The organism is Pseudomonas sp. PvP001 (genome assembly GCF_040546375.1).
GTDB lineage: Bacteria > Pseudomonadota > Gammaproteobacteria > Pseudomonadales > Pseudomonadaceae > Aquipseudomonas > Aquipseudomonas coleopterorum.
The window spans coordinates 1,115,186-1,140,984 of the sequence record NZ_JBEPNQ010000001.1 but is presented as its reverse complement, the minus strand read 5'-3'; the positions used below and the strand labels follow the sequence as shown (position 1 = coordinate 1,140,984).

General features: G+C 61.6%; 24 protein-coding genes, 2 tRNA genes and 2 pseudogenes. 16 read left to right on the top strand and 12 right to left on the bottom strand.

The genetic code is table 11. The annotated features are described in order from the left end of the window. Window positions 1-8 precede the first annotated feature (8 nt). The 5 genes and pseudogenes from ABMD26_RS05200 to ABMD26_RS05180 all read left to right on the top strand — a co-directional run bounded on the left by ABMD26_RS05200 (window position 9) and on the right by ABMD26_RS05180 (window position 2,506). A tRNA-Ala gene (locus ABMD26_RS05200) sits at window positions 9-84 on the top strand. A gap of 43 nt (window positions 85-127) precedes the next feature. Further along, window positions 128-203, top strand: a tRNA-Glu gene (locus ABMD26_RS05195). A 107-nt stretch (window positions 204-310) separates the two neighbouring features. Next, a complete protein-coding gene (locus tag ABMD26_RS05190; protein WP_354308468.1) occupies window positions 311-748 on the top strand; it encodes an acyl-CoA thioesterase in 438 nt (145 codons plus the stop codon). Window positions 749-961: 213 nt separating this feature from the next. Continuing rightward, a pseudogene (locus ABMD26_RS05185) lies at window positions 962-1,907 on the top strand (tRNA dihydrouridine synthase). 152 nt (window positions 1,908-2,059) lie between these two features. Continuing rightward, a complete protein-coding gene (locus ABMD26_RS05180; protein ID WP_354308466.1) occupies window positions 2,060-2,506 on the top strand; it encodes an Hsp20 family protein in 447 nt (148 codons plus the stop codon). 70 nt (window positions 2,507-2,576) lie between these two features. On the opposite strand, the gene ABMD26_RS05175 is transcribed toward ABMD26_RS05180, so the two are convergent. Both ABMD26_RS05175 and argF read right to left on the bottom strand, forming a co-directional pair. Continuing rightward, window positions 2,577-3,662, bottom strand: a complete 1,086-nt coding sequence (locus ABMD26_RS05175) for an ABC transporter ATP-binding protein (RefSeq protein WP_167649266.1) — start codon at window positions 3,660-3,662, stop codon at window positions 2,577-2,579. Further along, on the bottom strand, window positions 3,659-4,579 hold the full coding sequence (gene argF, locus ABMD26_RS05170) for an ornithine carbamoyltransferase (RefSeq protein WP_056843315.1): 921 nt from the start codon (window positions 4,577-4,579) through the stop codon (window positions 3,659-3,661). The genes ABMD26_RS05175 and argF overlap by 4 nt, the downstream gene beginning before the upstream one ends. 279 nt (window positions 4,580-4,858) lie before the next feature. Between argF and plzR the strand changes: the two genes are divergently transcribed. Beyond that, window positions 4,859-5,152, top strand: coding sequence for a PlzR type 4 pili assembly inhibitor (plzR, locus tag ABMD26_RS05165; RefSeq protein ID WP_049861123.1), 294 nt, complete (start codon window positions 4,859-4,861; stop codon window positions 5,150-5,152). 133 nt (window positions 5,153-5,285) lie between these two features. Beyond that, on the top strand, window positions 5,286-5,627 hold the full coding sequence (gene grxD / locus ABMD26_RS05160; RefSeq protein ID WP_354308463.1) for a Grx4 family monothiol glutaredoxin: 342 nt from the start codon (window positions 5,286-5,288) through the stop codon (window positions 5,625-5,627). Window positions 5,628-5,731: 104 nt separating this feature from the next. On the opposite strand, the gene bfr is transcribed toward grxD, so the two are convergent. The 4 genes from bfr to pyrC all read right to left on the bottom strand — a co-directional run bounded on the left by bfr (window position 5,732) and on the right by pyrC (window position 8,494). Continuing rightward, window positions 5,732-6,208 carry a bacterioferritin gene (gene bfr / locus ABMD26_RS05155; RefSeq protein ID WP_049861121.1) on the bottom strand — a complete coding sequence of 159 codons (477 nt, stop codon included), beginning with the start codon at window positions 6,206-6,208 and terminating at the stop codon, window positions 5,732-5,734. Between the two features lie 199 nt (window positions 6,209-6,407). Then, window positions 6,408-6,629, bottom strand: coding sequence for a bacterioferritin-associated ferredoxin (locus ABMD26_RS05150; protein WP_354308461.1), 222 nt, complete (start codon window positions 6,627-6,629; stop codon window positions 6,408-6,410). Between the two features lie 147 nt (window positions 6,630-6,776). Beyond that, complete coding sequence (gene rnt, locus ABMD26_RS05145) at window positions 6,777-7,451, bottom strand: ribonuclease T (protein ID WP_049861119.1); 675 nt, start codon at window positions 7,449-7,451, stop codon at window positions 6,777-6,779. Continuing rightward, the gene (pyrC, locus tag ABMD26_RS05140) at window positions 7,448-8,494 is read right to left on the bottom strand and encodes a dihydroorotase (RefSeq protein WP_354308458.1); all 1,047 of its coding nucleotides are present in this window, start codon (window positions 8,492-8,494) and stop codon (window positions 7,448-7,450) included. Before pyrC ends, rnt begins: the two co-directional genes overlap by 4 nt. 130 nt (window positions 8,495-8,624) lie before the next feature. On the opposite strand from pyrC, the gene ABMD26_RS05135 reads away from it, so the two are divergent. Continuing rightward, window positions 8,625-9,584, top strand: coding sequence for a flagellar protein MotY (locus tag ABMD26_RS05135; RefSeq protein ID WP_354308456.1), 960 nt, complete (start codon window positions 8,625-8,627; stop codon window positions 9,582-9,584). Between the two features lie 59 nt (window positions 9,585-9,643). Beyond that, the gene (locus ABMD26_RS05130) at window positions 9,644-10,861 is read left to right on the top strand and encodes an argininosuccinate synthase (RefSeq protein ID WP_122741631.1); all 1,218 of its coding nucleotides are present in this window, start codon (window positions 9,644-9,646) and stop codon (window positions 10,859-10,861) included. 69 nt (window positions 10,862-10,930) lie between these two features. On the opposite strand, the gene ABMD26_RS05125 is transcribed toward ABMD26_RS05130, so the two are convergent. Next, window positions 10,931-11,560 carry a hypothetical protein gene (locus ABMD26_RS05125; protein WP_354308454.1) on the bottom strand — a complete coding sequence of 210 codons (630 nt, stop codon included), beginning with the start codon at window positions 11,558-11,560 and terminating at the stop codon, window positions 10,931-10,933. A gap of 392 nt (window positions 11,561-11,952) precedes the next feature. On the opposite strand from ABMD26_RS05125, the gene ABMD26_RS05120 reads away from it, so the two are divergent. Then, window positions 11,953-12,579, top strand: coding sequence for a response regulator transcription factor (locus ABMD26_RS05120; RefSeq protein WP_122741633.1), 627 nt, complete (start codon window positions 11,953-11,955; stop codon window positions 12,577-12,579). Between the two features lie 21 nt (window positions 12,580-12,600). On the opposite strand, the gene ABMD26_RS05115 is transcribed toward ABMD26_RS05120, so the two are convergent. From ABMD26_RS05115 to metG, 4 genes and pseudogenes are all read right to left on the bottom strand, one after another. Next, window positions 12,601-12,780, bottom strand: a complete 180-nt coding sequence (locus ABMD26_RS05115; RefSeq protein WP_122741634.1) for a PA3496 family putative envelope integrity protein — start codon at window positions 12,778-12,780, stop codon at window positions 12,601-12,603. Window positions 12,781-12,886: 106 nt separating this feature from the next. After that, window positions 12,887-13,525 carry an endonuclease III gene (nth, locus tag ABMD26_RS05110; RefSeq protein WP_122741635.1) on the bottom strand — a complete coding sequence of 213 codons (639 nt, stop codon included), beginning with the start codon at window positions 13,523-13,525 and terminating at the stop codon, window positions 12,887-12,889. A 34-nt stretch (window positions 13,526-13,559) separates the two neighbouring features. Continuing rightward, window positions 13,560-14,378, bottom strand: a pseudogene (locus ABMD26_RS05105) (RnfABCDGE type electron transport complex subunit B); the annotation flags it as partial. Between the two features lie 98 nt (window positions 14,379-14,476). Next, window positions 14,477-16,522: a methionine--tRNA ligase gene (gene metG, locus ABMD26_RS05100; RefSeq protein WP_354308451.1), complete on the bottom strand. Its 2,046-nt coding sequence runs from the start codon at window positions 16,520-16,522 to the stop codon at window positions 14,477-14,479. 181 nt (window positions 16,523-16,703) lie between these two features. Between metG and ABMD26_RS05095 the strand changes: the two genes are divergently transcribed. The 3 genes from ABMD26_RS05095 (at window position 16,704) to ABMD26_RS22150 (ending at window position 17,436) form a co-directional block, all read left to right on the top strand. Next, window positions 16,704-17,030: an aspartate-semialdehyde dehydrogenase gene (locus tag ABMD26_RS05095; RefSeq protein ID WP_122741638.1), complete on the top strand. Its 327-nt coding sequence runs from the start codon at window positions 16,704-16,706 to the stop codon at window positions 17,028-17,030. Window positions 17,031-17,054: 24 nt separating this feature from the next. After that, complete coding sequence (locus ABMD26_RS05090; RefSeq protein ID WP_049861107.1) at window positions 17,055-17,255, top strand: hypothetical protein; 201 nt, start codon at window positions 17,055-17,057, stop codon at window positions 17,253-17,255. Window positions 17,256-17,325: 70 nt separating this feature from the next. After that, window positions 17,326-17,436, top strand: a complete 111-nt coding sequence (locus tag ABMD26_RS22150) for a cytochrome c oxidase subunit CcoM (RefSeq protein ID WP_502948300.1) — start codon at window positions 17,326-17,328, stop codon at window positions 17,434-17,436. Between the two features lie 57 nt (window positions 17,437-17,493). On the opposite strand, the gene ABMD26_RS05085 is transcribed toward ABMD26_RS22150, so the two are convergent. After that, window positions 17,494-17,964 (bottom strand): MaoC family dehydratase, encoded by a 471-nt coding sequence (locus tag ABMD26_RS05085; protein WP_049861106.1) that lies wholly within the window; start codon window positions 17,962-17,964, stop codon window positions 17,494-17,496. A gap of 166 nt (window positions 17,965-18,130) precedes the next feature. Between ABMD26_RS05085 and fadD2 the strand changes: the two genes are divergently transcribed. From fadD2 to hrpA, 3 genes are all read left to right on the top strand, one after another. Then, window positions 18,131-19,816 carry a long-chain-fatty-acid--CoA ligase FadD2 gene (fadD2, locus tag ABMD26_RS05080; protein WP_122741639.1) on the top strand — a complete coding sequence of 562 codons (1,686 nt, stop codon included), beginning with the start codon at window positions 18,131-18,133 and terminating at the stop codon, window positions 19,814-19,816. A gap of 261 nt (window positions 19,817-20,077) precedes the next feature. Further along, complete coding sequence (gene fadD1, locus ABMD26_RS05075; RefSeq protein ID WP_134721569.1) at window positions 20,078-21,775, top strand: long-chain-fatty-acid--CoA ligase FadD1; 1,698 nt, start codon at window positions 20,078-20,080, stop codon at window positions 21,773-21,775. Window positions 21,776-21,876: 101 nt separating this feature from the next. Further along, the gene (gene hrpA, locus ABMD26_RS05070) at window positions 21,877-25,788 is read left to right on the top strand and encodes an ATP-dependent RNA helicase HrpA (protein ID WP_134721568.1); all 3,912 of its coding nucleotides are present in this window, start codon (window positions 21,877-21,879) and stop codon (window positions 25,786-25,788) included. Window positions 25,789-25,799 lie beyond the last annotated feature (11 nt).

Below are 25,799 nucleotides of genomic sequence, written 5' to 3'. Positions count from 1 at the left end.
ATAAATTCGGGGCTATAGCTCAGCTGGGAGAGCGCTTGCATGGCATGCAAGAGGTCAACGGTTCGATCCCGTTTAGCTCCACCAATTTGCCAGAGTTCGCAATAGCGGGCTCGACTGAAGGTTTTGCGTCCCCTTCGTCTAGTGGCCTAGGACACCGCCCTTTCACGGCGGTAACAGGGGTTCGAGTCCCCTAGGGGACGCCACGATTACCCGCTCTGCGGGACTTATAAGGCTCATTCGATTATTGAATGAGCCTTTTGTTTTTCTGCTCTCGCCATATCTGCCTGTTCCTAATTCTCCAGGAGCGCCCATGAACTGGGATCGGCCCGCCCCCTTCGTCATAGCCCTGACAGTCCAGCCCGACGACATCGATGGCCTCGGACACGCCAACAACGCCGTCTACGTCACTTGGCTCGAACGTTGTGCCTGGCAGCATTCTCAGCACCTGGGTCTGGATCTTGCGACCTATCGACAACTCGATCGCGCCATGGCCGTGGTTCGCCATGAAATCGACTACCTGGCCAGCGCCCACGAAGGCGATGGGCTGGAATTGGGCACTTGGATCCTCGACTGGGACCGACGTCTGAAGATGACGCGCCACTTCCAACTGCGGCGTCCCCGTGACGGCGCGGTTGTGCTCAGGGCACGTACCACCTTCGTCTGCATCGAACTGTCCAGCGGCAAGCCCAAACGCATGCCGGCCGAGTTTCTGGATGGGTATGGTCAAGCCATAGTCCTCCAATCCTAGGCTCTGTGTGAAAAGCCTTGATACTCGGTGATGTTGCGTTGAAAACAGCCTCGGAATGCTCATTTACAACCCGTAAACTCCGCTTCCTCGGCTGTTTTCGCCTTGCCTGACCTTCGTCTCAAGACTTTTAACACAGACCCTAGAGAGCCCGCCCGCGCGCGGGCTTTCTGCTAGAATCCGCTCCCTTTCACGCCCCTGTCCGAGAAACACTTCATGCAATTAGCCTTGGCGCCCAATGGAAGGCTTGGTCGACGATATCCTGCGCGACGTCCTGACCCAGGTCGGCGGCATCGACTGGTGCGTCACCGAATTCATCCGCGTCAACGAGCGCGTGCTCACTGCGGCCTACTATCACAAGTTCGGACCTGAGCTGTTGGCCGGCGCCAAGACCCGAGCCGGCGTGCCGTTGCGTGTGCAGTTGCTGGGTTCGGACCCGGTGGCGCTCGCCGACAACGCCGCGTTTGCCTGTACCCTCGGTGCGCCTGTGATCGACCTGAATTTCGGCTGCCCGGCCAAGACGGTGAACAAGTCGCGTGGCGGGGCGGTGCTGCTCAAGGAGCCGGAACTGCTTCATCGCATCCTGCGTGAAGTGCGCGCGACGGTGCCTGCGCACATTCCCGTGACGGCCAAGATGCGCCTGGGTTTCGACACCCCCGACAGCGCCATCGAGTGTGCCACCGCACTGGCCGAAGGTGGCGCCGAGGTGTTGGTCGTGCATGCGCGGACCAAGGTCGACGGTTACAAGCCGCCAGCGCATTGGGAATGGGTCGCCAAGGTCCAAGACGTGGTGAAGGTGCCGGTCTATGCCAATGGCGACATCTGGACCGTCGCCGACTGGAGGCGCTGCCGTGAGGTCAGCGGTGCCAAGGACTTCATGCTCGGTCGTGGGCTGGTATCCAAGCCCGACCTGGCGCGGCAGATCGCCGCTGCGGAGCAGGGCATCGAGCTGCCCGACATGACCTGGGCCGAACTGCTGCCGCTGATCCGCGAATTCTGGCGCCAGGCCCGTGCGCAGCTCACACCACGACAGGCACCGGGCCGGCTGAAGCAGTGGCTGGCCATGCTGACCCGCGCCTACCCCGAGGCGTCCGAGCTGTTCACCCTTGTGCGCCGCGAACAGGATTGTGACGCGGTCGAGCGCCTGCTGCAGCCGGGCTAGCCAGTCGGCTGGTCACAAGAAAAATCTTCGCACTGCGCAAGAAAATTTTCCTGGAAGCTCTTGAAAGCGTTTGGCTGGTCCCTATCTATGGGTGACGCGATGCCGAATTCGGGTCGCGGAGACAATCACTCGCTGAGATTCAGGAGAAACACATGGCTACTGCATTTTCCCTTGCTCCACTGTTCCGCCACTCCGTGGGCTTCGATCGTTTCAACGATCTGTTCGAGTCTGCCGCACGCAACGAGTCGGCCAGCAGCTACCCACCCTACAACGTCGAAAAGCACGCCGATGATCAGTACCGGATCGTCATCGCCGCTGCAGGCTTCCAGGAAGAAGACCTGGAGCTGCAAGTCGAGAAGGGCGTTCTGACCGTCAGCGGTGGCAAGCGCGACGCCGAGACCACCGGCGTGACCTACCTGCACCAAGGCATCGCCCAGCGTGCGTTCAAGCTGTCGTTCCGCCTCGCCGACCATATCGAGGTGAAGGCCGCGGCGTTGAACAACGGTTTGCTCAACATCGACCTGCTGCGTGTCGTGCCTGAAGAGGCCAAGGCCAAGCGCATCCCGATCAACGGATCTGCGCAGAGCCGTCTGCAATAACGCTTGAGCTGTAGAAGAAAGGGCGCTTGGTGGAGCGCCCTTTTTTATTGCCCGTGATTTGCCAGGCGAGTCAGGCGTGTCGACGCGGCTCGCTCAGCACCGGCACGCTGCCTGCTGCAGGGAACAGCACCAGATGGTCGGCAGCGACCTGAATGCCCACCTCGGCGCCTGGCAGGTAATCCAGGTGACTGGGAAACACGGCTTCGAGCTGGCTGCCGGTGGGCAGCTGCAAACGATACAGGGTTGCCGCACCCTGGAAACTCTTGCCGACGATGCGCGCCTTGAGCGGGCTGTCGGGCGCATGCACGATGTCATCGGGACGCAGCAGCAGGTCGACGGCGCTGCCAGCAGGCCACGTGTAGGCGCGGTTGCCACGCAGCACGCCCAGCTCGGTGGTCACCGTTTCCGGATCCACCAACTGACCCCGAATGAAATAACCCTGGCCGATGAAGCTCGCCACGAACGGCGAGGCGGGTTCGTGATACAGGTTGTACGGCGTATCCCACTGCTCCAGCCGACCCTCCTTGAACACTCCGACGTGGTCGCTGACGGCGAAGGCCTCTTCCTGATCGTGGGTGACCAGGATGGCGCTGGTGCCACGGCGCTTGAGAATGTCGCGCACCTCATGGCTCAGGCGCCGGCGCAGCTCGACGTCGAGGTTGGAGAACGGCTCGTCCAGCAACAGCAGTTGCGGCTCCGGTGCCAGAGCCCGGGCCAGCGCGACACGCTGCTGCTGGCCTCCCGACAACTCATGGGGATAGCGCTTATCCAGCCCGCCAAGGTTGACCAGTTCGAGCATGTCGCCGATCACCTGTGCCTGCCGGGGGTGCTTGCGGATGCCGAAGGCGATGTTCTGGGCCACGGTCAGATGGGGGAACAGTGCATAGTCCTGAAAGACCATGCCGATTCGACGCTTTTCCGGAGCCAGGGTATGGCCGGGCCGGGAAATGACCTCGCCGTCGAGGGTGATCTCGCCTTCATGGACCGGCTCGAAGCCGGCGATGGCGCGCAGCGTCGTGGTCTTGCCGCACCCGGAGGAGCCGAGCAGGCAGCCGATGTCGCCCGCGTTGAGGTGCAGGTTGAGGTTCTGCACCACACGCTGAGCGCCATAGCCGCACGCCAGGTTGCGCAGTTCGAGCAGCAATGCGGTGCTCATTCAGGGCGATATCCCGGAGCGACCAGAAATTCCAGCAGCGCTTTCTGCGCATGCAGGCGATTCTCGGCCTGGTCCCAGGCCACGGCGCGGGGATCGTCGAGCACATCGTGGCTGATCTCCTCGCCACGGTGGGCCGGCAGGCAGTGCATGAACAGCGCATCATCGGCCGCCAGGTCGAGCAGTTCGCGGGTCACCTGGAAGGGCTTGAAAAGTTTCAGACGCCGTGCGGTTTCCTCTTCCTGGCCCATGGATGTCCAGACATCGGTGCTCACCAGATGGGCGCCACGCACAGCTTCGCGAGGATCGCGGACCACGCTGACGCGCTCCGGCGCCATGGCCACAAAGCGTGCGTCCGGCTCGAAACCTTCGGGGCAGGCGATGCGCAGCTGGAAATCGAACTGAATGGCCGCTTCTATATAGCTGTGGCACATGTTGTTGCCATCACCGATCCACGCCACGGTCTTGCCCTGGATGGCGCCGCGGTGTTCGAGAAACGTCTGCATGTCGGCCAGCAGCTGGCAGGGGTGCAGGTCGTCGGACAGACCGTTGATCACCGGTACGCGCGAATTGGCCGCGAACTCGGTCAGTGTCTGGTGGGCGAAGGTGCGGATCATCACTGCATCGAGCATGCGCGACATGACGATGGCGCAATCGGCGATGGACTCGCCACGGCCCAGCTGCGTGTCGCGCGGGGACAGGAATATGGCCTGGCCACCGAGCTGGATCATGCCGGCTTCGAAAGACAGGCGGGTGCGCGTCGACGACTTCTCGAAGATCATGCCCAGTACGCGGTTCTTCAAAGGCTCGAACAGCACGCTGCGCTGACGCAGGTCCTTGAGCTCGATGCCTCGACGAATGATGCTGATTAGCTCTTCGGGCGTGCAATCCATAAGGGAGAGAAAGTGCCTTGCGCTCATCATTGACTACCTTTTGCCACGGACCGCAGGTGCTCGAAAACAGGTTTTTCGGAAAAACGAGTGAGACCTGCGGCGAAAGCCGCACGGGGCGACGAAATAAGGGAAGGCGCCATCCTATAAGGAACTGTCGCCTTTTACCAATAGCCGCTGAAGTTTTAACCGGCAGGCACAAGTTTCCGAAGGTTTCGATCGCTGGATGTTTCTGCCGACCATCTGACGTTTCCTAAACATCGTCCGTGAGTTATAAATGCGTATTGCGACGCACACGGAGTTTGCGGAATGGAATCGAAAGAACAACAACTGCTGGAGCTGCTGGGTCTGACCGCCCGCACCCTGACCCACCTGACGGCGTCCATGACCTCCATGTCGTTCGAGCTGCTGCGCAGTTCCGACGAGGTCACACGCTCGGCCGGCAAACACATGATCGATCGCATGGCGACCATCAGCACCGGACTGGACGACCACTGGCGACTCATCGGCGAACTGACCGGGGTGCACGTCGCCCAGGAAGAAGTCGAGACGGTGCTGGAAATCCAGATGCAGGCATTGCCTTCGTCTGTGCCGATGAACTGAATCGGTCGACCACCGCAAGCTTTTCTCCCAACGCCCCGCGCTACAAGAGCCCGAGCGTTGCGCTCGGCTTTCCGTTACAATGCCTCACCGTGCCGACGACAGTGTCGGATAGACAAGCCGAGCGAGGTGCTCCATGGATATTATCGAAACGATCAAAGAGCAGATTGCCAACAACACAATCCTGCTTTACATGAAAGGCTCGCCGAACGCGCCTCAGTGCGGTTTCTCGGCCAAGGCCTCGCAGGCGATCATGGGCTGTGGCGAGAAATTCGCCTACGTCGACATCCTGCAGAACCCAGAAATTCGTGCCAACCTGCCCAAGTATGCCAACTGGCCAACGTTCCCGCAGCTGTGGGTGGCCGGCGAACTGGTAGGCGGCAGTGACATCGTGGCCGAGATGGCTGCCAACGGTGAATTGCAGACCCTGGTCAAGGAAGCTTCGGCCAAGGCCGCGCAAGCCAAAGCCGACGCTTGATCCCGTGATCGGCCGACATTCAAGTCGGTCAGGAACAAGAAAAGCCCCGCCTGTTCACACAGCGCGGGGCTTTTTCATGGTGTCGCTTCGGCAGTGCAGTGGGATCAGTCTTCTTCGCCCATGCTCGACTGCAGGTAGTTCTCGATTCCGACCTTGTCGATGAGGCTCAGCTGGGTTTCCAACCAATCGATCTGCTCTTCCTTGCCTTCGAGGATGTCTTCGAGCATTTCACGGCTGCCGAAGTCACCGGCAGTCTCGCAGTGGGCGATGGCGCCTTTCAGATCGGCCAGGCCCTTGTATTCGATTTTCAGGTCGCAGCCGAGCATTTCACTGGCGTGTTCACCGATCAGGATCTTGCCAAGTTCCTGAAGGTTGGGAATCCCCTCGAGGAAGAGAATGCGCTTGATCAACTTGTCGGCGTACTTCATGGCATCGATCGAAGCCTTGTACTCGTGCTTGCCCAGCTTGTTCAGACCCCAATCTTCATACATGCGGGCATGCAGGAAATATTGGTTGATGGCGACCAGCTCGTTTCCGAGGATCCTGTTGAGATGCTGGATGACGCTGATTTCGCCTTTCATGGTCAGAGAGCCTGCGCGGGTATAGGAGTAATGCGGTGAAGTTTGGCCTCAGGAACTTGCGCTGTCAAACCTAAGTTATTGAATACTATATGAAAATTAATCGGAATAAGAATGACTGAGTTCCGCGTTTGTTGCTAAGTCGTTGTATTTCAGACATAAAAAAACCGGGCATGGCCCGGTTTCTCGAATGGGGGTTGCTTCAGGCAGGTGTAAATTCCACAGGGTAGGACAGGGTGGATGCCTGGGCAGTCTGGATTTGCGTCAGCGTATCGCGTACCACTTCCTTGGCAAGGCAGGCACATTTACCGCATTGAGTGGCAACGCCAAGGGTTGCGCGTACATCACGATAGCTGCAGCAGCCTTCGTAGATTGCATCGCGAATCTGACCATCGGTGACACCCTGGCAAAGACAGACATACATACGTAAGAACCGCCGCTGTGTTGGTTTCAGTGCGGACGATCCTAATGTTAATGAGAATGCTTGTCAAAACAACTCGCGACTGCGCTCGCAACAGGCGATGAACGGTGCAGGAGTGCCGGTTGTTCCAGCAACTCCCGACACAGGTATTCAGTCGTTGAAGTCCTGCCAGCCGCCCATCTGCTTCCAGCGGTTGACGATGCCGCAGAACAGCTCGGCCGTCTTTTCAGTGTCGTAGCGCGCGGAGTGGGCTTCGCGACCGTCGAAGTCGATATCCGCAGCCTGGCATGCTTTTGCCAGAACGGTCTGACCGTAGGCAAGGCCTGCCAGGGTGGCGGTGTCGAAGCTGGAGAAGGGATGGAACGGGTTGCGCTTCATGTCGGTACGCGCGACGGCAGCATTGAGAAAGCCGAGGTCGAAGCTGCTGTTGTGGCCCACCAGGATCGCGCGCTTGCAGCCGTTGGCTTTGAGCGCCTTGCGGATGCCGCGGAAGATGTCGGTCAGCGCTGTCTCCTCGCTGACGGCCATGCGCAGGGGGTGGTCCAGCTTGATGCCGGTGAACTCCAGCGCCGCGGCCTCGATGTTGGCCCCTTCGAACGGTTCGACGCGGAAGAAATAGGTGTGGTCGGGAAACACGAAGCCTTTCTCGTCCATGCCTATGGTCGTCGCGGCGATCTCGAGCAGGGCATCGGTGGCGCTGTTGAAGCCGCCAGTCTCCACGTCCACGACTACCGGCAGGTAGCCACGAAAACGGGCGGCCATGGGATGGCGCGAGCCCGTACCGGCATTGCCCGTATCTTCGTCGTCGTAGTTGTCTTCACTCACGCATCTTTCTCCAGCAGGCGCCAGCGCAGTTTTTCACCGGCGCGCAGCGGAATGACGACCTGCTCACCGAAGGGCAGGCTGGTTGGGGCGGTCCACTCGTCGCGGACCAGGGTAATGGTGTCGGTGTTGCGCGGCAGGCCGTAGAAGTCCGGGCCGTGCAGGCTGGCAAAACCCTCGAGCTTGTCCAGGGCATTACGCTGCTCGAACGCCTCGGCGTACAGCTCGATGCCGGCATAGGCGCTGTAGCAACCGGCGCAGCCGCAGGCGGCTTCTTTCGCATGCTGGGCATGGGGCGCCGAATCGGTACCCAGGAAGAACTTGCCGCTGCCGCTGGTGGCGGCGTCGAGCAAGGCAACCTGATGGGTATTGCGCTTGAGGATCGGCAGGCAATAGAAATGCGGCCGGATTCCCCCCACCAGCATGTGATTGCGGTTGTACAGCAGGTGCTGGGGGGTGATGGTCGCGGCGACATTGGCCGGCGCGGCCTTGACGAACTCGGCGGCCTCGGCGGTGGTGATGTGCTCGAAGACGACCTTGAGCGTGGGGAAACGCTCCACCAACCGGCGCATGTGCTCGTCGATGAAGATTTTCTCACGGTCGAACACGTCGACGTCACCGCGGGTGACTTCGCCATGAATCAGCAGGGGCATCCCGGCATCGCTGAGCGCTTCGAGCGCCTCGGTGATGTTGTCCAGGCTGGTGACCCCGGAATCGGAATTGGTGGTGGCGCCGGCCGGGTACATCTTGGCCGCCTTGACGAATCCGCAAGCGGCGGCGACACGGATGTCTGCGGCGCTGGTGCGGTCGGTCAGGTACAGGGTCATCAGCGGTTCGAAGGCGCTGCCTGCGGGGCGTGCGGCCAGGATGCGCTGGCGATAGGCATCGGCGTCGGCGGCGGTGCGCACCGGCGGTACCAGGTTGGGCATGACGATGGCGCGGGCGAAGATCCGCGATACATCGGCCACGGTATGCGGCAGCACGGCACCATCACGAAGATGTATGTGCCAGTCGTCGGGACGCAGAAGGGTCAGGCGGTCGGACATTGGGGATTCCAGGCGGTTCGAACTCGCCGCGAATGCTACCGGAAAACGCCGCCCACGGCATCCGCTATCAAGTTTTGCAGGCCATGTCCGATACCTTGGAAGTACCCCGTTCGAACCCGTGGAGCCTGTCGTGCGCCAGCGTTATCTTGCCCTGCTCAGTGTGTTTGCCAGCCTTCCGGCCCTGGCGATGAATTTCCAGACCCGTCTGGAGAACGTCGAGTGGAAAGTCGCGGGCGATCAGTTCGAGTGTCGATTGGGCCAGCCGGTCGCCAATTTCGGCTCGGCCGAGTTCGTGCGCCGGGCAGGCGAGCAGGCCGTGTTTCGCCTCAACTCCGTCAGTCATCTGCTGGGGACGGGCTCTGCCACTCTCCTGGCCGCCGCAGCACCCTGGCAGCCGGGCCGTGGCGACATCAACCTGGGCAGCGTCCGCCTGGGCCATGGCGAGACCCTGCTGACCAGCTCGCAAAGTCAGGCCAGTGGCCTGATCAATGGACTGCTGGAGGGGCGCATGACCCTGATACGCAGCCAATCGGGTAGCCAGCCGGTCGAAATCCGCTTGCTGTCGGCACGCTTCGGCCAGGCTTTCGGTGAGTACCAGGCCTGCGCGGCGAAACTGTTGCCGATGAACTACGACCAGATTCGCCTGAGCGATGTGGGCTTTCCCCGTGGTCTCGAGCTCGACACGGCGGCCAAGGCGCGTCTGGACAAGCTGCTGGCCTTCATGAAAGCCGATCCCAGCGTCAATCACGTGCAGCTCGACGGCCATTCGGACAACAGCGGCAACCGCCTGGTGAACCGCGACCTCTCCCGGCGCCGGGCCCTGGCCGTTCAGGACTACCTGCTGGCCCATGGTCTGAGCGAAAGCCAGATCACCTTGCGCTTTCACGGCGAAAGCTATCCGCTGGTGGCCAACAACAATGCCGCCAATCGGGCCCGAAACCGTCGCGTGAGCATCGAGTTGTCTCGTGTAGAGGCGCCGCCAAGCGCTGCCCCCCGCCGCCGATTCGCCCGCCGTTCTGGCCACCGACAAGCCGCCTGCGAAGCCATTGTGACTGTCGCGTGTTCAACCAAAGCTGTCGCGCCCCTGTAAATTCGTAGCCTTGGGCGGTAGAATCGACGGCTTTCCGTAGAACCCCGTGGAGTGATGGCATGGCGGACGTAAACAAGGTCGTTCTGGCGTATTCCGGCGGCCTGGACACTTCGGTGATCCTCAAGTGGCTGCAGGACACTTATAACTGTGAAGTAGTGACCTTCACTGCCGATCTCGGCCAGGGCGAAGAGGTCGAGCCGGCACGCGCCAAGGCGCAGGCCATGGGCGTCAAGGAAATCTACATCGACGACCTGCGCGAAGAGTTCGTGCGCGACTTCGTGTTCCCGATGTTCCGTGCCAACACCGTGTACGAAGGCGAATACCTGCTGGGCACTTCCATCGCACGGCCGTTGATCGCCAAGCGCTTGATCGAAATCGCCAACGAAACCGGTGCGGATGCCATCTCCCACGGCGCCACCGGCAAGGGCAACGACCAGGTGCGTTTCGAGCTGGGCGCCTATGCGCTCAAGCCAGGCGTCAAGGTCATCGCGCCATGGCGCGAGTGGGACCTGCTCTCCCGTGAAAAGCTGATGGACTACGCCGAGAAGCACAACATTCCGATCGAGCGCCACGGCAAGAAGAAGTCGCCGTACTCGATGGACGCCAACCTGCTGCACATCTCCTATGAAGGCGGCGTGCTGGAAGACACCTGGACCGAGCACGAAGAAGACATGTGGCGGTGGACCGTCTCGCCGGAGAACGCCCCGGATACCCCGCAGTATCTGGAGCTGACCTACCGCAACGGCGACATCGTCGCGCTGGACGGCGTCGAGATGACACCTGCCACCGTTCTGGCCACCTTGAACCGCATCGGCGGCGAGCATGGCATCGGCCGTCTGGACATCGTCGAGAACCGCTATGTCGGGATGAAGTCCCGGGGCTGCTACGAAACCCCAGGCGGCACCATCATGCTGCGCGCCCACCGCGCCATCGAATCCATCACCCTGGATCGCGAAGTGGCGCACCTCAAGGACGAGCTGATGCCCAAGTACGCCAGCTTGATCTACACCGGCTACTGGTGGAGCCCTGAGCGCGTGATGCTGCAGCAAATGATCGACGCCTCGCAGGTCAACGTGAACGGTGTGGTCCGGCTCAAGCTGTACAAGGGCAACGTGATCGTCACTGGCCGCAAGTCCGATGACTCGCTGTTCGACGCCAATATCGCGACCTTCGAGGAAGACGGCGGCGCCTACAACCAGGCCGACGCGGCGGGCTTCATCAAGCTCAACGCCTTGCGTATGCGCATTGCCGCGAACAAGGGCCGCACGTTGTTCTGACGACAGCGGTTCAGACAGCAATCAGGCATGCCTCGAAAACCCCGGTCTCGACCGGGGTTTTTTCATGGGTCATCCCAACAGCACCGTCCACTTCAAGCGACCGGGTTGCAGCGCTGCGACCTGGCATTGCAACCTGGCCAGCCGCGCAGCCAGCGCATTGGGCAAGGGCGGTGGCGGAACCTGGCCTACCAGCACGATCAGCAGCGGTCGGGCATGTTTGCGCGTTTCCAGAACATCGGCCAGCCGTTCCAGATGGGCCGCCATGCGCCCTCGCGTGTGCAGTGTATGGGTGTCGATGATATGTAAGTCGTTGTGCGCCAATCTTACTTTGTTGTCGGCTCGGTATTTATAGGCGTCTGCGTCGGTGTCCAGACTTTCTAGGAAGTAAGCCGAGCTCTCGAAGTCCGATGGCGAGTACAGCGCACGTCGGTTGAAATTGAGCGTTGCGAAGAAAAGAATGGCCAGGAAAGTTGGAAAGCCCACCAGGAACCATATATAGATCGTCTGGCTGGTTTCGTCCAGAAAGGGCAGGCTCGCCAGAGCCGATGCCTCGACCATTGCGGTGAACAGGGCAATGATGCCGAGCGGATTGGGACGGGTGATTTTCTTGTTGGCCACGAATGCCTCGCAGGGCCGCATGCGGCCGATGGTTGCTTGGCCATCGATAGTAGTGGGGTCGCCCGGCCGTGCAGGATGCATAGTTATCCTTCAGGCAAAGCATCGTACCCAAGGTAGGCATCAGGCGCTGAAAAGCATTCCAAAGGCTCTGGGTCGCTGCTTTCAGTTCGAACCGACAATGATTCATCGGCGGTATTTATCCTGCAACAGCTTGGCCGGTTTGCAGGGCACGGCTCAATTGAAGCGGCAGGGCAATTATGCAATGCTCCTGCTCCTTAGTTTCATAAGCAGAGCTCGAAGCCGTCAGGCACTGTACAAGAATTTTCACAGGCTCAATATGTAGGAATATTCTTCTAGTGCTGTAGGAAGTGTCTTAGTTATTGCCTGCCCAGATTCTGAATCGTCAAGAAAGGCAGGCGTCTGGGGTAATGTGCGGGCTCTAGAATTCGAACCGCGGAAAATTGGATCCTCCCATGAATAAAGTGCTGATCGTGGACGATCATCCGGTCATCCGCCTCGCCGTGCGTCTGCTGATGGAGCGCCATGGCTACGAGGTGGTGGCCGAGACCGACAACGGTGTCGACGCGCTGCAACTGGCGCGTGACCACGCACCGGACATCGTCATTCTCGACATCGGGATTCCCAAGCTCGATGGGCTGGAGGTGATCGGTCGGCTGACGGTGAGCGAACCTCAGCTCAAGGTGCTGGTGCTGACCTCGCAGGCGCCGGGGCATTTTTCCATGCGTTGCATGCAGGCGGGCGCGGCAGGTTATGTGTGCAAGCAGCAGGACCTTACCGAGTTGCTCAGTGCGATCAAGGCGGTACTGTCCGGCTACAGCTATTTCCCGAACCAGGCATTGCATTCGGTGAGGGCGAGTCTGGGCAATGCGTCGGAAGCGGACATGGTGAATCGCCTGTCCGGGCGTGAAATGATGGTGTTGCAGCAATTGGCCAAGGGCAAGTCGAACAAGCAGATCGCCGATGGCATGTTTCTCAGCAACAAGACCGTGAGCACCTACAAGACGCGCCTGTTGCAAAAGCTCAACGCCCGTTCGCTTGTCGATCTGATCGAACTAGCCCAGCGCAACGGGTTGGCCTGAAGGCCAGGCACGTCGCGTGCCCTAGAGGTCGAAATCGTAATCGGCCAACTGTCGTTGCAGACGTCTTTCCTCGAGCAGGTTGTCGATCGTACGCCGCTTGCTCAGGTTGCTCTTGACGGGCTCGACGACGGGCTCGGCTTCTTCACTGTCGGCGGTGATGAAGTCGTCTTCCGTTTCCAGCACTTCTTTATCGGTACTCATGACGTCAGCTCCAGGCATGTGCTGCCAATGGCGGACCTTATAGCGATATTCGAAGACGGCGTAAAAAAGATTTTTTCAATCAGCCGATCGGCTCTTACAGGCCGTCTCAATCGTCGCTCGTCTTGTGCTTGTATTCACACAGGTCTTCGATGCGACAACTGCCGCAGCGAGGCTTGCGTGCCTGGCAGACGTAGCGACCGTGCAGGATCAGCCAGTGATGCGAGTCGAGCAGGTAAGGCCGCGGTACGAACTTCATCAGTTTCTGCTCGACTTCCACGACGTTCTTGCCGGGTGCGATTCCCGTGCGGTTGCTGACACGAAAAATGTGGGTGTCGACGGCCATGGTCAGTTGCCGAAACGCGGTATTGAGCACCACATTGGCGGTTTTGCGTCCCACACCGGGCAACGCTTCGAGGGCCTCGCGGGTTTGTGGAACCTCGCCGCCATGCCGTTCGACGAGCAGGCGACACGTCTCGATGACGTTGCGGGCCTTGCTGTTGTAGAGGCCGATGGTCTTGATGTAGCTCGACAGTCCTTCGACACCCAGCGCATGCATCGCCTCAGGCGTCGGTGCGACGGGAAACAGCTTCGCAGTCGCCTTGTTCACGCCGACGTCGGTGGATTGCGCAGAAAGAATGACCGCGATCAGCAATTCGAAGGGTGAGCCGTAGGCCAGTTCCGTCTTGGGCTCCGGGTTGTCTTCATGCAGCCGGCGGAAGATTTCCTGGCGTTTCGTGGCGTTCATCGGGCAGATAAATCCTTCGCGGGCAAGACTAGTGTGATTGAAGTGCAGCCAGGTGACGTTCGGCGGCCTCGTGTTCGCGGCTCAAGGCGTCGAGTATGAGGTACTGCTCGAACGTGGGCGGTGTCACGAAAGCCTTCTGGGTTTTTGCCAACTGCGCACGGCTCATGGCCACGGCGATTTTCGCCTGTTTCAGGGCTGCGTCGCCAGTGCTCGCCTTGGCCGCCTTCGCTGCCTTGATCCGCTCGATCGCCGACAAGGCCGGGGACGACGGCACCGCGAGGGTAGCCGGTCGCTGCGGCCTGTGTGATCGCTCGGCCTGCCGTGCCGCCTGGACCTGCTGCAGTCGCAGGTTGCGGGCCTCGTAGCGTTGTCGGGCGCGATTGCGCTTGTGCAGACGCACACGTTGCTGTTCCGTGCTGCAAGCGGGATCGCTCGCCAACGAAGTGAACGCCGATGCCGGTGCGTCACGCATCTCGATGCAATCGACAGGGCAGGGCGCAACGCACAGGTCGCAACCGGTGCATTCGTCGACCAGCACGCTGTGCATCAACTTCGGGGCGCCGAGAATAGCGTCCACTGGACACGCCTGGATGCACTTGGTGCAGCCGATGCATTCGGCTTCGCGGATGTAGGCGATCTGGGCAGGTGCCGTACCCTGTGTCGGGTCCGGCGGCAGCACCGGTACCTCAAGCAGATGCGCCAAGGCAGCGATGGTTGCCGTACCCCCCGGCGGGCAACGGTTGATCGGCTCGCCGGCCACGATGCCGGCTGCGTAGGGCCGGCAGCCAGCATGGCCACATTTGCCGCACTGAGTCTGTGGCAACAATGCGTCGATGCGTTCGATCAGGTTCATGGGCGGCCGGATTGCGGAGGGAGCAGGTGGTGAGGTGGGCAGCGATCCTGCCGCTTGTCTTGCGATGAAGACAAGCGGCAGGGCGTGTGAACCTGAACCTATTTGATGCGCTGGCCCGGCTTGGCGCCGCTGTCGGCGCTGAGCAGGTAGATTTCCTCGCCGCCAGGGCCTGCGGCCATGACCATGCCCTCGGAGATGCCAAAGCGCATCTTGCGAGGCTTGAGGTTGGCAATCATCATCGTCAGTCGACCTTCCAGCGCAGCCGGGTCCGGATAGGCGCTCTTGATCCCGGAGAAGACGTTGCGTTGTTCATCGCCGATGTCCAGGGTCAGGCGCAGCAGTTTGTCCGCGCCTTCGACGGCTTCGGCCTTGAGGATCAACGCAACGCGCAGATCGACCGCGGCGAACGCGTCGAAGTCGATTTCGGCAGCCAGCGGGTCCTTGACCAGCTCACCGTTACCGGTGGCGGGTGCGGCAGGATCCTGAGCAGCGGCGAGGTCCTGCTTGGAAGCGTCGGTCATGGCCTGCACCTTGACCGGGTCGATGCGAGTCATCAACGCCTGGAAGGGGTTGAGCGAGTGATCGGCCAGCCAGGTGGCGTGGTCGTTCCAGGTCAGTGGCTCGACATTGAGAAAGCGTTCGGCTTCCCGCGCAAGCTCGGGCAGGACCGGCTTGAGGAAGATGACCAGCTGACGGAACAGGTTGATGCCTGCGGCGCAGACAGCCTGCACTTCGTCGGCGCGGCCTTCCTGCTTGGCCAGCGACCAGGGCGCCTTCTCGGCGATCCAGGCGTTGGCACGGTCGGCCAGGGCCATGATTTCGCGCATGGCGCGGGCGAAGTCGCGCACTTCGTAGGCTTCGGCGATGCTGGGCGTGGCGTCCAGGAATGCCTGGGTCAGCTCCGGTGCGGCATTCGCGGCGACCAATACGCCGTTGTTGCCCTTGTGGACGAAACCGGCGCAGCGGCTGGCGATGTTGACCACCTTGCCCACGAGGTCGGAATTGACCTTCTGCACGAAGTCGTCGAGGTTGACGTCCAGATCGTCCACGCCACGGCCCAGCTTGGACGCGAAGTAGTAGCGCAGGTACTCGGGCGCCAGGTGATCAAGGTAGGTACGGGCCTTGATGAACGTGCCACGGGACTTGGACATCTTTTCGCCGTTGACCGTCAGGAAACCGTGCACGTTGAGTGCGGTCGGCTTGCGGTAGCCGGCGCCTTCGAGCATGGCTGGCCAGAACAGCGCATGGAAATTGATGATGTCCTTGCCGATGAAGTGGTACAGCTCGGCCGTCGAATCCTTGCCCCAGTAGGCATCGAAGTCCAGTTCCGGACGTCGGGCGCAGAGGTTCTTGAAACTGGCCATGTAGCCGATCGGCGCATCCAGCCACACGTAGAAGTATTTGCTGGGTTCGCCTGGAATCTCGAAGCCGAAATAGGGTGCATCGCGGGAAATGTCCCACTCCTGCAGGCCGGCATCGAGCCATTCGGCGATCTTGTTGGCCACCGCGTCCTGCAGGGTGCCACTGCGCGTCCAGCCTTCGAGCATCTGCTGGAAATCGGGCAGCTTGAAGAAGAAGTGCTGGGAGTCCTTGAGCACGGGCGTGGCGCCCGAGATTGCCGATTTCGGATCCTTGAGCTCGGTGGGCGCGTAGGTAGCGCCGCACTTTTCGCAGTTGTCACCGTACTGGTCGGGCGCTGCGCACTTGGGGCAGGTGCCCTTGATGAAGCGGTCGGCGAGGAACATCTGCTTCTGCGGGTCGAAATACTGGGTGACCGAGCGCTGGGCGATATGGCCGGCCTCGCGCAGCTTCAGGTAGATCTCGCTGGACAGCTCGCGGTTTTCTTCACTGTGGGTGGAGTGGAAATTATCGAAGTCCATCAGGAAGTCGGCGAAGTCGGCGCTGTGCTCGGCCTTGACGTTGGCGATCAGCTGTTCGGGCGTGATCCCTTCCTTTTCCGCCCGCAGCATGATGGCCGAGCCATGGGCGTCGTCTGCGCAGACATAGACACACTGATTGCCGCGATGCTTCTGGAAGCGCACCCACATATCGGTCTGGATGTACTCCAGCATGTGGCCAAGGTGGATGGAACCGTTGGCATAGGGCAGGGCGCTGGTGACGAGAATCTTGCGTGGCTCGGACATGGGGCTCGGCTACTGGAAGTGAAACGAAGACCGAACACTATAAAGGGGCGAGTGGATTTTTTCACCTCCTGTCAGGAGCGACGGAGGCGCAACCCGATGGGGACACGCCTGCATCACTGCGACAAAATGTCTCAAGTTGCCGCGATGACTGCCGACAACCTGGGATTAGGAGACCTCTCTCATGATTCCGCCCCTGATTCCGATCAGCGTCGTGCCGGTGACTTCGCAACTCGACCCGGTCAAGCCGACGCCCAGCATCGCGCCTGTGGCGCCGGCTCAGCCAGGCTCCAACGAAACCGCCATCGATCTGCGTCATCACGATGCCGATCAGGCGGCGCTGATCCTGCGCGAGGAACAGCGCCGGCGGCAGCGCGAAGGCCGATCGCCGGATCCGGACGAGCACGCGCCGGTGCCGGGCGACTCGCTCAACGCCGACAACACGGTACCGGTGGCCCCCTTGGTCGAGGACCCTCCGCGCCAGGGACTGTGGGTCGACATCCAGGTCTAGTCAGGGCCGTTCGCGCGCTGCATCATGAACGATCCTTTTCGCCACCGATTCGACACCGCCATGAGCCAAGACGACAACCTGATCGATTTCGCCAGCGAACGCGGCAAGCGTATCCACGACCTCAAGGACAAGCGCCTCAACGAGATGCGTCAGGCCTTCGAGCAGGCGCTGCCCCTGGACCCGGCCAAGTCCAGAAAGAAAACCAAGAAGCCGAAGAAGCGTTGACTCAGGTCAATCCAGGCAACGGCGTGCCCGCGTAGGGTGACGTTTCGAGTGGATGCCGGAACGACCAGCGATGATGTTCGATGACGTTTTTTTTGCCGGGGCGCTGACCTTCGGCCTCGCCACCCTGCTCATGGTCGGCGTTGCGCTGTACATCTGGAGGGATTCCTACAGTGACCGGTGAGCGGTGACTGATCAACGAAAGGGGCGACTAGGGTCGCCCCTTTTTTGTGGGTAGCGTTCAGCCGATGGTGATGGGTGGCGGGCTGACCAGGGTGACGGTCTGCTGCTTGCGTGGCGCAAGGATTTCAGCTTCGCCGTCGACGACCAGCTCATCGCGCTGATTGAACACGCGAGTGGCGATGCGGACACGGAACTTGGGCAGCTTTTCGAGGATTTCCAGGCGCACGGTCAAGGTGTCGCCCAGTTTCACCGGTTTCTGGAAGCTCATCTGCTGACCCAGATAGATGGTGCCCGGTCCGGGCAGCTCGCAAGCCACAGCGGCGCTGATCAGGGCACCACTGAACATGCCATGGGCGATGCGCTCCTTGAACATGCTGGCGGCGGCGAACTCGGCGTCGAGGTGAATCGGGTTGTGGTCTCCCGACATCGCGGCGAACAGCTGGATGTCGCGCTCCTGCACGGTCTTGCTGAAGCTGGCGGTCTGACCGACTTCGAGCGCTTCGTACGGAGTATTGCTGACTTGGGTCATGGGTGTGCGGGTTCCTTGGCTTTGACGGGGCCAGTGCCGCGTCAAATAGATTCACGATGTTAACAGGAGGGTCGTGCGCATTTGCGTCGGTTGCGGCAGCTGCTAACGTCGGCAGCATACCGCAGGCGCAATGGCCGGGCGGGCTTCGAATCAGAGGACAATAATAATGCATCCTGATTTCTGGAACGACAAGCGCCCGCCGGGCGTGCCCCACACTCTTGCGGTCGGTGAATTCACCTCCATTGTCGATGTGTTCGACCGCTCCTGTACCACCTTCGCCCAACGTCCGGCCTTCAGCAACATGGGCGTGACCCTGAGCTATGCCGAGCTCGACCGGCACTGCGCCGCTTTCGCCAGCTGGTTGCAGCAGCACACCGACCTCGTCCCCGGCGACCGAATCGCCGTGCAGTTGCCCAACGTCCTGCAATACCCCATTGCGGTATTCGGCGCATTGCGCGCCGGCCTGGTGGTGGTCAATACCAACCCTTTATACACCGCACGCGAAATGCGCCATCAGTTCTCCGATTCCGGGGCACGGGCGCTGGTCTACCTCAACCTGTTCGGCGACAAGGTCGAGCAGGTGCTGCAGGACACGAAGCTGGAATACCTGATCGAAGCCCGTCTGGGCGACCTGATGCCCGCTGCCAAGGGCTGGCTGGTCAACACGCTGGTGAGCAAGGTCAAGAAGCGCGTCCCTGCCTACCATCTGCCCCAGGCGATACCCTTCAAGACGATTCTGGCGCAAGGCGCGGGGTCGTCACCCCGTCCGATGGCGCCGACCCTCGATGACCTCGCGGTGCTGCAATACACCGGCGGCACCACCGGGCTGGCCAAGGGCGCCATGCTCACTCATGGCAACCTGGTCGCCAACATGCTGCAGGTGAGGGCCTGTTTCCGCCAGCTCGACGAGCAGGGCCAGACGATCCTGCGCGAAGGCCACGAGGTGATGATCGCGCCGCTACCGCTCTACCACGTGTATGCGTTCACGGCGAACTGCCTGTGCATGATGGTCACCGGCAACCATAACGTACTGATCACCAACCCCCGTGACATCGGCGCCTTCATCAAGGAGCTGAAGAAATGGAAGTTCACCGCCTTGCTGGGGCTGAACACGCTGTTTGTGGCATTGATGGAGCATGCCGAGTTTCGATCCCTGGATTTCTCCCATCTCAAGGTCACCAACTCCGGTGGTACGGCGCTGGTCAAGGCCACGGCCGAGCGCTGGGAAAGCCTGACCGGTTGCCGCATCGTCGAAGGCTACGGCCTGACCGAGACCTCGCCGGTGGCCTGCACCAACCCCTATGGCCAGAGCGCGCGCATCGGCAGCGTGGGCATTCCCGTGGTCGGCACGGGGCTGAAGGTGATCGACGACCAAGGGGCCGAGTTGCCGCTGGGCGAGCGTGGCGAGCTGTGCATCCAGGGTCCGCAGGTGATGCGCGGCTATTGGCAGCAGCCCGAGGCGACCGCCGAGGCGCTGGACGCGCAAGGCTGGTTCAAGACCGGCGACATCGCCGTCATCGATCCCGACGGCTACGTGCGCATCGTCGACCGCAAGAAGGACCTGATCATCGTTTCCGGTTTCAACGTCTATCCCAACGAAATCGAGGACGTGGTCATGGCGCATCCGCAGGTGGCCAATTGCGCGGCGATCGGGGTGGCAGACGAGCGCTCCGGCGAGGCGGTCAAGCTGTTCGTGGTGGCCCGCGATCCGCAGCTGACCACCGCCGAATTGATGGTCTACTGCAAGGCCAACTTCACCGGCTACAAGCTGCCACGGGAAATCGTCCTGCGCGACGCCTTGCCGATGACACCCGTGGGCAAGATCCTGCGACGTGAACTGCGCGACGGTTGATGCACTGAACAGGGGTCGTGGCGGGCGTTGCAGACGGGCGCCAGCGAGCCCGGATACAACCTGGAGCCGCTGTGACCGGAACTGCCAATCCGGTCACAATGGTTACCGCCTGGCCACCTTCAGCCTCTAGGCGCCTCATGGCAAAGCTGCTACTCTCGGCGCGCTTTTCGGCATTTGGACCTGTATCGGTCGTGCTGACATATCAATAATAATCGCATCGAATGCGGTGAAGATTCGCTGGCGCTGGAGGAGTGGGCTTCCATGATCGAAAATTTCTGGAAGGATAAGTATCCGGCTGGAATCGCGGCGGATATCGATCCGGACATGTATCCCAATATCCAGGCGGTACTCAAGCAGTCCTGCCAGCGCTTCGCCGACAAGCCGGCGTTCACCAACCTGGGCAAGACCCTCACTTACGGTGAGCTGTACGAACTGTCGGGAGCCTTTGCCGCCTATCTGCAGCAGAACACCGACCTGGTGCCGGGTGATCGCATTGCGGTGCAGTTGCCCAACGTCCTGCAGTATCCGGTGGCGGTCTTCGGTGCGATTCGCGCAGGCCTGGTGGTGGTCAACACCAACCCGCTGTACACCGCGCGGGAAATGGAGCACCAGTTCAAGGACTCCGGCGCCAAGGCACTGGTATGCCTGGCGAACATGGCGCACCTGGCGGAAAAGGTCGTCCCCAAGACGTCCGTCCGCCATGTCATCGTCACCGAAGTCGCCGACCTGTTGCCGCCGCTCAAGCGTCTGCTGGTCAACAGCGTGATCAAGTACGTGAAGAAAATGGTCCCGGCCTATCACCTTCCACGGGCAGTGAAGTTCAACGATGTGTTGAGCAAGGGGCGTGGCCAAACCGTCAACGAGGCCAACCCGGCCAGCTCGGAAGTGGCCGTGTTGCAGTACACCGGCGGCACCACCGGCGTGGCGAAGGGGGCGATGCTCACCCATCGCAACCTGGTGGCCAACATGCTGCAGTGCAAGGCCTTGATGGGGTCCAACCTCGACGAAGGCTGTGAAATCCTGATCACGCCGCTGCCGCTCTACCATATCTATGCCTTCACCTTTCACTGCATGGCCATGATGCTGATCGGCAACCACAACGTGCTGATCAGCAACCCGCGTGACCTGCAGGCGATGGTCAAGGAACTGTCGAAGTGGAAGTTCAGCGGCTTCGTCGGGCTCAACACCTTGTTCGTGGCCCTGTGCAACAACGAGGCGTTTCGCAAGCTGGACTTCTCGGCGCTGAAAGTCACGCTGTCGGGCGGCATGGCCCTGCAACTGGCCGCCGCCGAGCGCTGGAAAGAAGTGACCGGCTGCGCCATCTGCGAAGGTTACGGCATGACCGAAACCAGCCCGGTGGCGACGGTCAACCCCAACCAGCGCATCCAGATCGGCACCATCGGCATTCCGGTGCCTTCTACTCTGGCCAAGATCATCAACGATGCGGGCGAAGAGCTGCCATTGGGTGAGATCGGAGAGTTGTGCATCAAGGGCCCGCAGGTCATGAAGGGCTACTGGCAGCGCCAGGAGGCCACCGCCGAGATCCTCGACGCGCAAGGCTGGCTCAAGACCGGCGACATCGCGCTGATCCAGCCCGATGGCTACATGCGCATCGTCGATCGCAAGAAGGACATGATCCTGGTCTCCGGCTTCAACGTGTACCCCAACGAGCTCGAGGACGTCCTTGCCACCTTGCCGGGCGTGCTGCAATGCGCTGCCATCGGCATACCGGACGAGAAGTCCGGCGAGTCGATCAAGATTTTCGTCGTGCCCAAACCCGGTGTCACCCTGACCAAGGAAAAGGTCATGGAGCACATGCGCGCCAACGTCACCGCCTACAAGGTCCCGCGCACGGTGGAATTCCGCGATGTGCTGCCGACTACCAACGTGGGCAAGATCCTGCGCCGCGAGTTGCGCGATGAGGAAGTGAAAAAACTGGGCATCAAGAAATCGGCTTGATCCCTGCCGGGTACCGGGCGCTACCGACACAACCCCCGCAAATCTGCGACAATTGCGGGGTGTGACCTTCGACGTACCCCACCAAGACCTCTGCGTACCTGATGACCGACCAAACCGCTTCGATTGACCAGCTTCTGAAAAACCTCGACCAGGCCATGATCGGCGACCGTCACCGCCTGCGCCGGCAGCTGCATGAACTGCGCAAACGGCCCGACGAGGCGAAGCTCGGCCAGTGGGTCGAGAAAGTGCAGGCCTCGTTCGCTCGCGTCGAGGCGCGCCGGCTCAGCGTGCCGACGGTGCGCTACGACGACAGTCTGCCCATTGCCGCCAAGCGCGACGAAATCAAGAAAGTGCTCGCCGAGCATCAGGTGCTGATCATTGCCGGTGAAACCGGCTCGGGCAAGACCACCCAGTTGCCCAAGATCTGCCTGGAACTGGGCCGCGGCCAGCATGGCCTGATCGCCCATACCCAGCCACGCCGGATCGCTGCGCGCAGCGTGGCCAGCCGTGTCGCCGAGGAACTGGCGACGCCACTGGGCGGGTTGGTGGGTTACCAGGTGCGTTTCGAAGACCAGAGCGATGCCAATACCCTGGTCAAGCTGATGACCGATGGCATCCTGCTGGCCGAAACCCAGCACGACCGTTTTCTCGAGCGCTACGACACCATCATCGTCGACGAGGCCCACGAACGCAGCCTGAACATCGATTTCCTGTTGGGCTACCTGAAGACCCTGCTGCCACGGCGTCCCGATCTGAAGGTCATCATCACGTCGGCCACCATCGATCTGCAGCGCTTCTCCGAGCATTTCGACGATGCGCCGATCATCGAGGTGTCCGGGCGCACCTTCCCGGTTGACACCTGGTACCGACCGCTGACGGCCGAGCAGGACGAGGAAGGCAATCAGATCGAGAACGACCTGACCGTCGACCAGGCGATTCTGGCGGCGCTGGACGAAATCGCCGCCTTCGAGCGCAGCGAGCGCAAGACGCCGGGCGATGTGCTGGTGTTCCTGCCCGGCGAACGCGAGATTCGCGATGCTGCCGACATGCTGCGCAAGGCTCAGCTGCGGCACACGGAAATCCTGCCGCTGTACGCGCGCCTGTCGCCGGCCGAGCAGCAGCGCATTTTCCAGTCCCATCCCGGGCGCCGCGTGGTGCTGGCTACCAACGTGGCGGAGACGTCTCTGACCGTGCCCGGCATTCGCTACGTGATCGACAGCGGTACCGCGCGCATCAGTCGCTACAGCTACCGGGCCAAGGTCCAGCGTCTGCCGATCGAGGCGGTGTCCCAGGCCAGCGCCAATCAGCGCAAGGGTCGCTGTGGCCGAGTCGAGCCGGGCATTTGCATCCGCTTGTACAGCGAAGAGGATTTTCTCTCGCGCCCCGAATTCACCGATCCCGAGATTCTGCGCACCAACCTGGCGGCGGTGATCCTGCAGATGCTGCACCTGCGCCTGGGTGAAATCGACCGCTTCCCGTTCATCGAGCCACCGGACGGCAAGGCCATCAGCGACGGCTTCAACCTGCTGCAGGAGCTGTCTGCGGTCAACCGCGAGAACCAGCTGACGCCGATGGGCCGACAGTTGGCGCGCTTGCCGATCGATCCACGGCTGGGGCGCATGCTGCTCGAAGGCGCGCGCCAGGGCAGTTTGCAGGAAGTGCTGATCATCGCCAGCGTGCTCTCGGTGCAGGATCCGCGCGAGCGTCCGCCCGAGCGTCAGCAGGCGGCCGATCAGGCCCACGCGCAGTGGAAGGATGCCGACTCGGATTTCGCCGCGCTGGTCAATCTGTGGCGTGGTTTCGAAACCCAGCGTCAGGAACTGGGCTCCAGTGCCTTGCGCAACTGGTGCCGCAAACAGTTCCTCAATTACCTGCGCCTGCGCGAGTGGCGTGATGCACACCGTCAACTGAGCCTGATCTGCCGTGACCTGCAACTGCAGGTGAACAAGGACGCCGCGGACTATCCCAAGTTTCACAAGGCGGTGTTGTCCGGCCTGCTCAGCCAGATCGGCCAGAAAACCGAAGACGGCGACTATCTGGGCGCGCGACAGCGTCGTTTCTGGGTGCATCCGTCGTCGGGCATGGGGCGCAAGAAGCCGCAGTGGCTGATGGCCGCCGAGCTGGTCGAGACGACCAAGCTGTATGCGCGCATGGTCGCCAAGATCGAGCCGGACTGGATCGAACCGCTGGCCGGACACCTGATCAAGAAAAACCATTTCGAGCCGCACTGGGAGAAGAAGCGCGGCCAGGTGGTGGCGTTTGAGCAGATCACCCTCTACGGCATGATCGTGGTCGGCCGTCGCCCGGCGCATTTCGGACCCATCGACCCGGTGGCATCGCGCGAGCTGTTCATTCGCGAAGGGCTGGTGCGCGGCGAGATCCAGTCGCGGGCCAAGTGCCTGACGGCCAACCGCCAGCTGCTCGAGCAGCTCGACGAGCTGGAGGCCAAGGCCCGCCGACGCGACATTCTGGCCGACGAAGAAACCCTCTACGGGTTCTACGAGGCGCGCCTGCCCGCCGAGATTCACCAGACGGCGACGTTCGACAGCTGGTACAAGGTCAACAGCCAGAAGAACCCCGATCTTCTGATCATGCGCGAAGAGGACGTGCTGGCCCGCGAGGCCAGCGAAGTCACTGCCGCGCAATACCCTGACACCCTGCGTCTGGGCGATCTGAGCCTGCACCTGAGCTACCACTTCGAGCCCAATCACCCTCGCGACGGCGTCACCCTGCGCGTGCCCGCGCCGCTGCTGCCGGCCTTGCCGGGCGAGCGCCTGGAATGGCTGGTGCCGGGGTTGCTGGAGGCCAAGTGCATTTCCCTGGTGCGCAACCTGCCCAAAGCCCTGCGCAAGAATTTCGTGCCGGTGCCGGACTTCGTTCGCGCCGCCCTCGCACGTCTGACCTTCGGCGAAGGCTCTTTGCCCCAGGCCCTGGGCCGCGAACTGCTGCGCATGACCGGCGCGCGGGTCAGCGACGAGGCATGGGCCGAGGCCGCGCAGCAGGTCGACAGCCATCTGCGCATGAACATCGAAGTGCTCGACGGCCAAGGCAAATTTCTTGGTGAGGGACGTGACCTGGCCGAGCTCACCGCGCGTTTCGCCGAGGCCAGCAGCGCCGCATTGGCGGTGCCGAATGCCGCGAAGAGCCAGCAACCGGTGCAGGCCAAGGCGTTCGCCAAGGTCGAACAGACCACCCAGCAGAACATCGCCGGACTGTCGATGACGGTCTACCCGGCCTTGGTCGAGGAAGGCGGCACGGTCAAGGAAGGGCGGTTCTCGACCAGCGCCGAAGCCGAGTACCAGCACCGACGCGCCCTGCAGCGGCTGCTGCTGCAGCAACTGGCCGAACCGGCCAAGTTCCTGCGCAGCAAGTTGCCGGGCCAGACCGAACTGGGCCTGCTGTACCGCGAACTCGGCCGTGTCGAAGCCCTCGTCGAGGACATCCTGCTGGCCAGCCTGGACAGTTGCGTGCTGGAAGGTGAAGCGAGCCTGCCGCGCGACGGTGTGGCGCTGGCGGCACTGGCCGAGCGCAAGCGTGGCGCCTGGGCAGAGCACGCCGAACGTCTGGCGCGCCTGACGTTGGATATCCTCAAGCTGTGGCATGGCTTGCAAAAGCGCTTCAAGGGCAAGATCGATCTGACCCATGCCGTGGCGCTGAACGATATCAAGCAGCAGTTGAGCCATCTGGTCTATCCCGGTTTCGTGCGCGATACCCCGGCAGCCTGGCTCAAGGAAATGCCGCGCCTGCTCAAGGCGGTCGAGCTACGCTTGGAGAAACTGCCGAGTCAGGTGCAGAAAGATCGGGTCTGGAGCGGCGAGTTGGCCAATCTCTGGAGCCAGTATCAGACACGCCTGAACAAGCATGGCCAGGAGGGCAAGCGTGATCCACAGCTGGAGGTATACCGCTGGCTGCTGGAGGAGTATCGAGTGTCGTTGTTCGCGCAACAGTTGGGCACCAAGGTGCCCGTGTCGGACAAGCGCTTGAGCAAGCAGTGGAGTGCAGTGGACGCCTGAGTGCGGCCCGG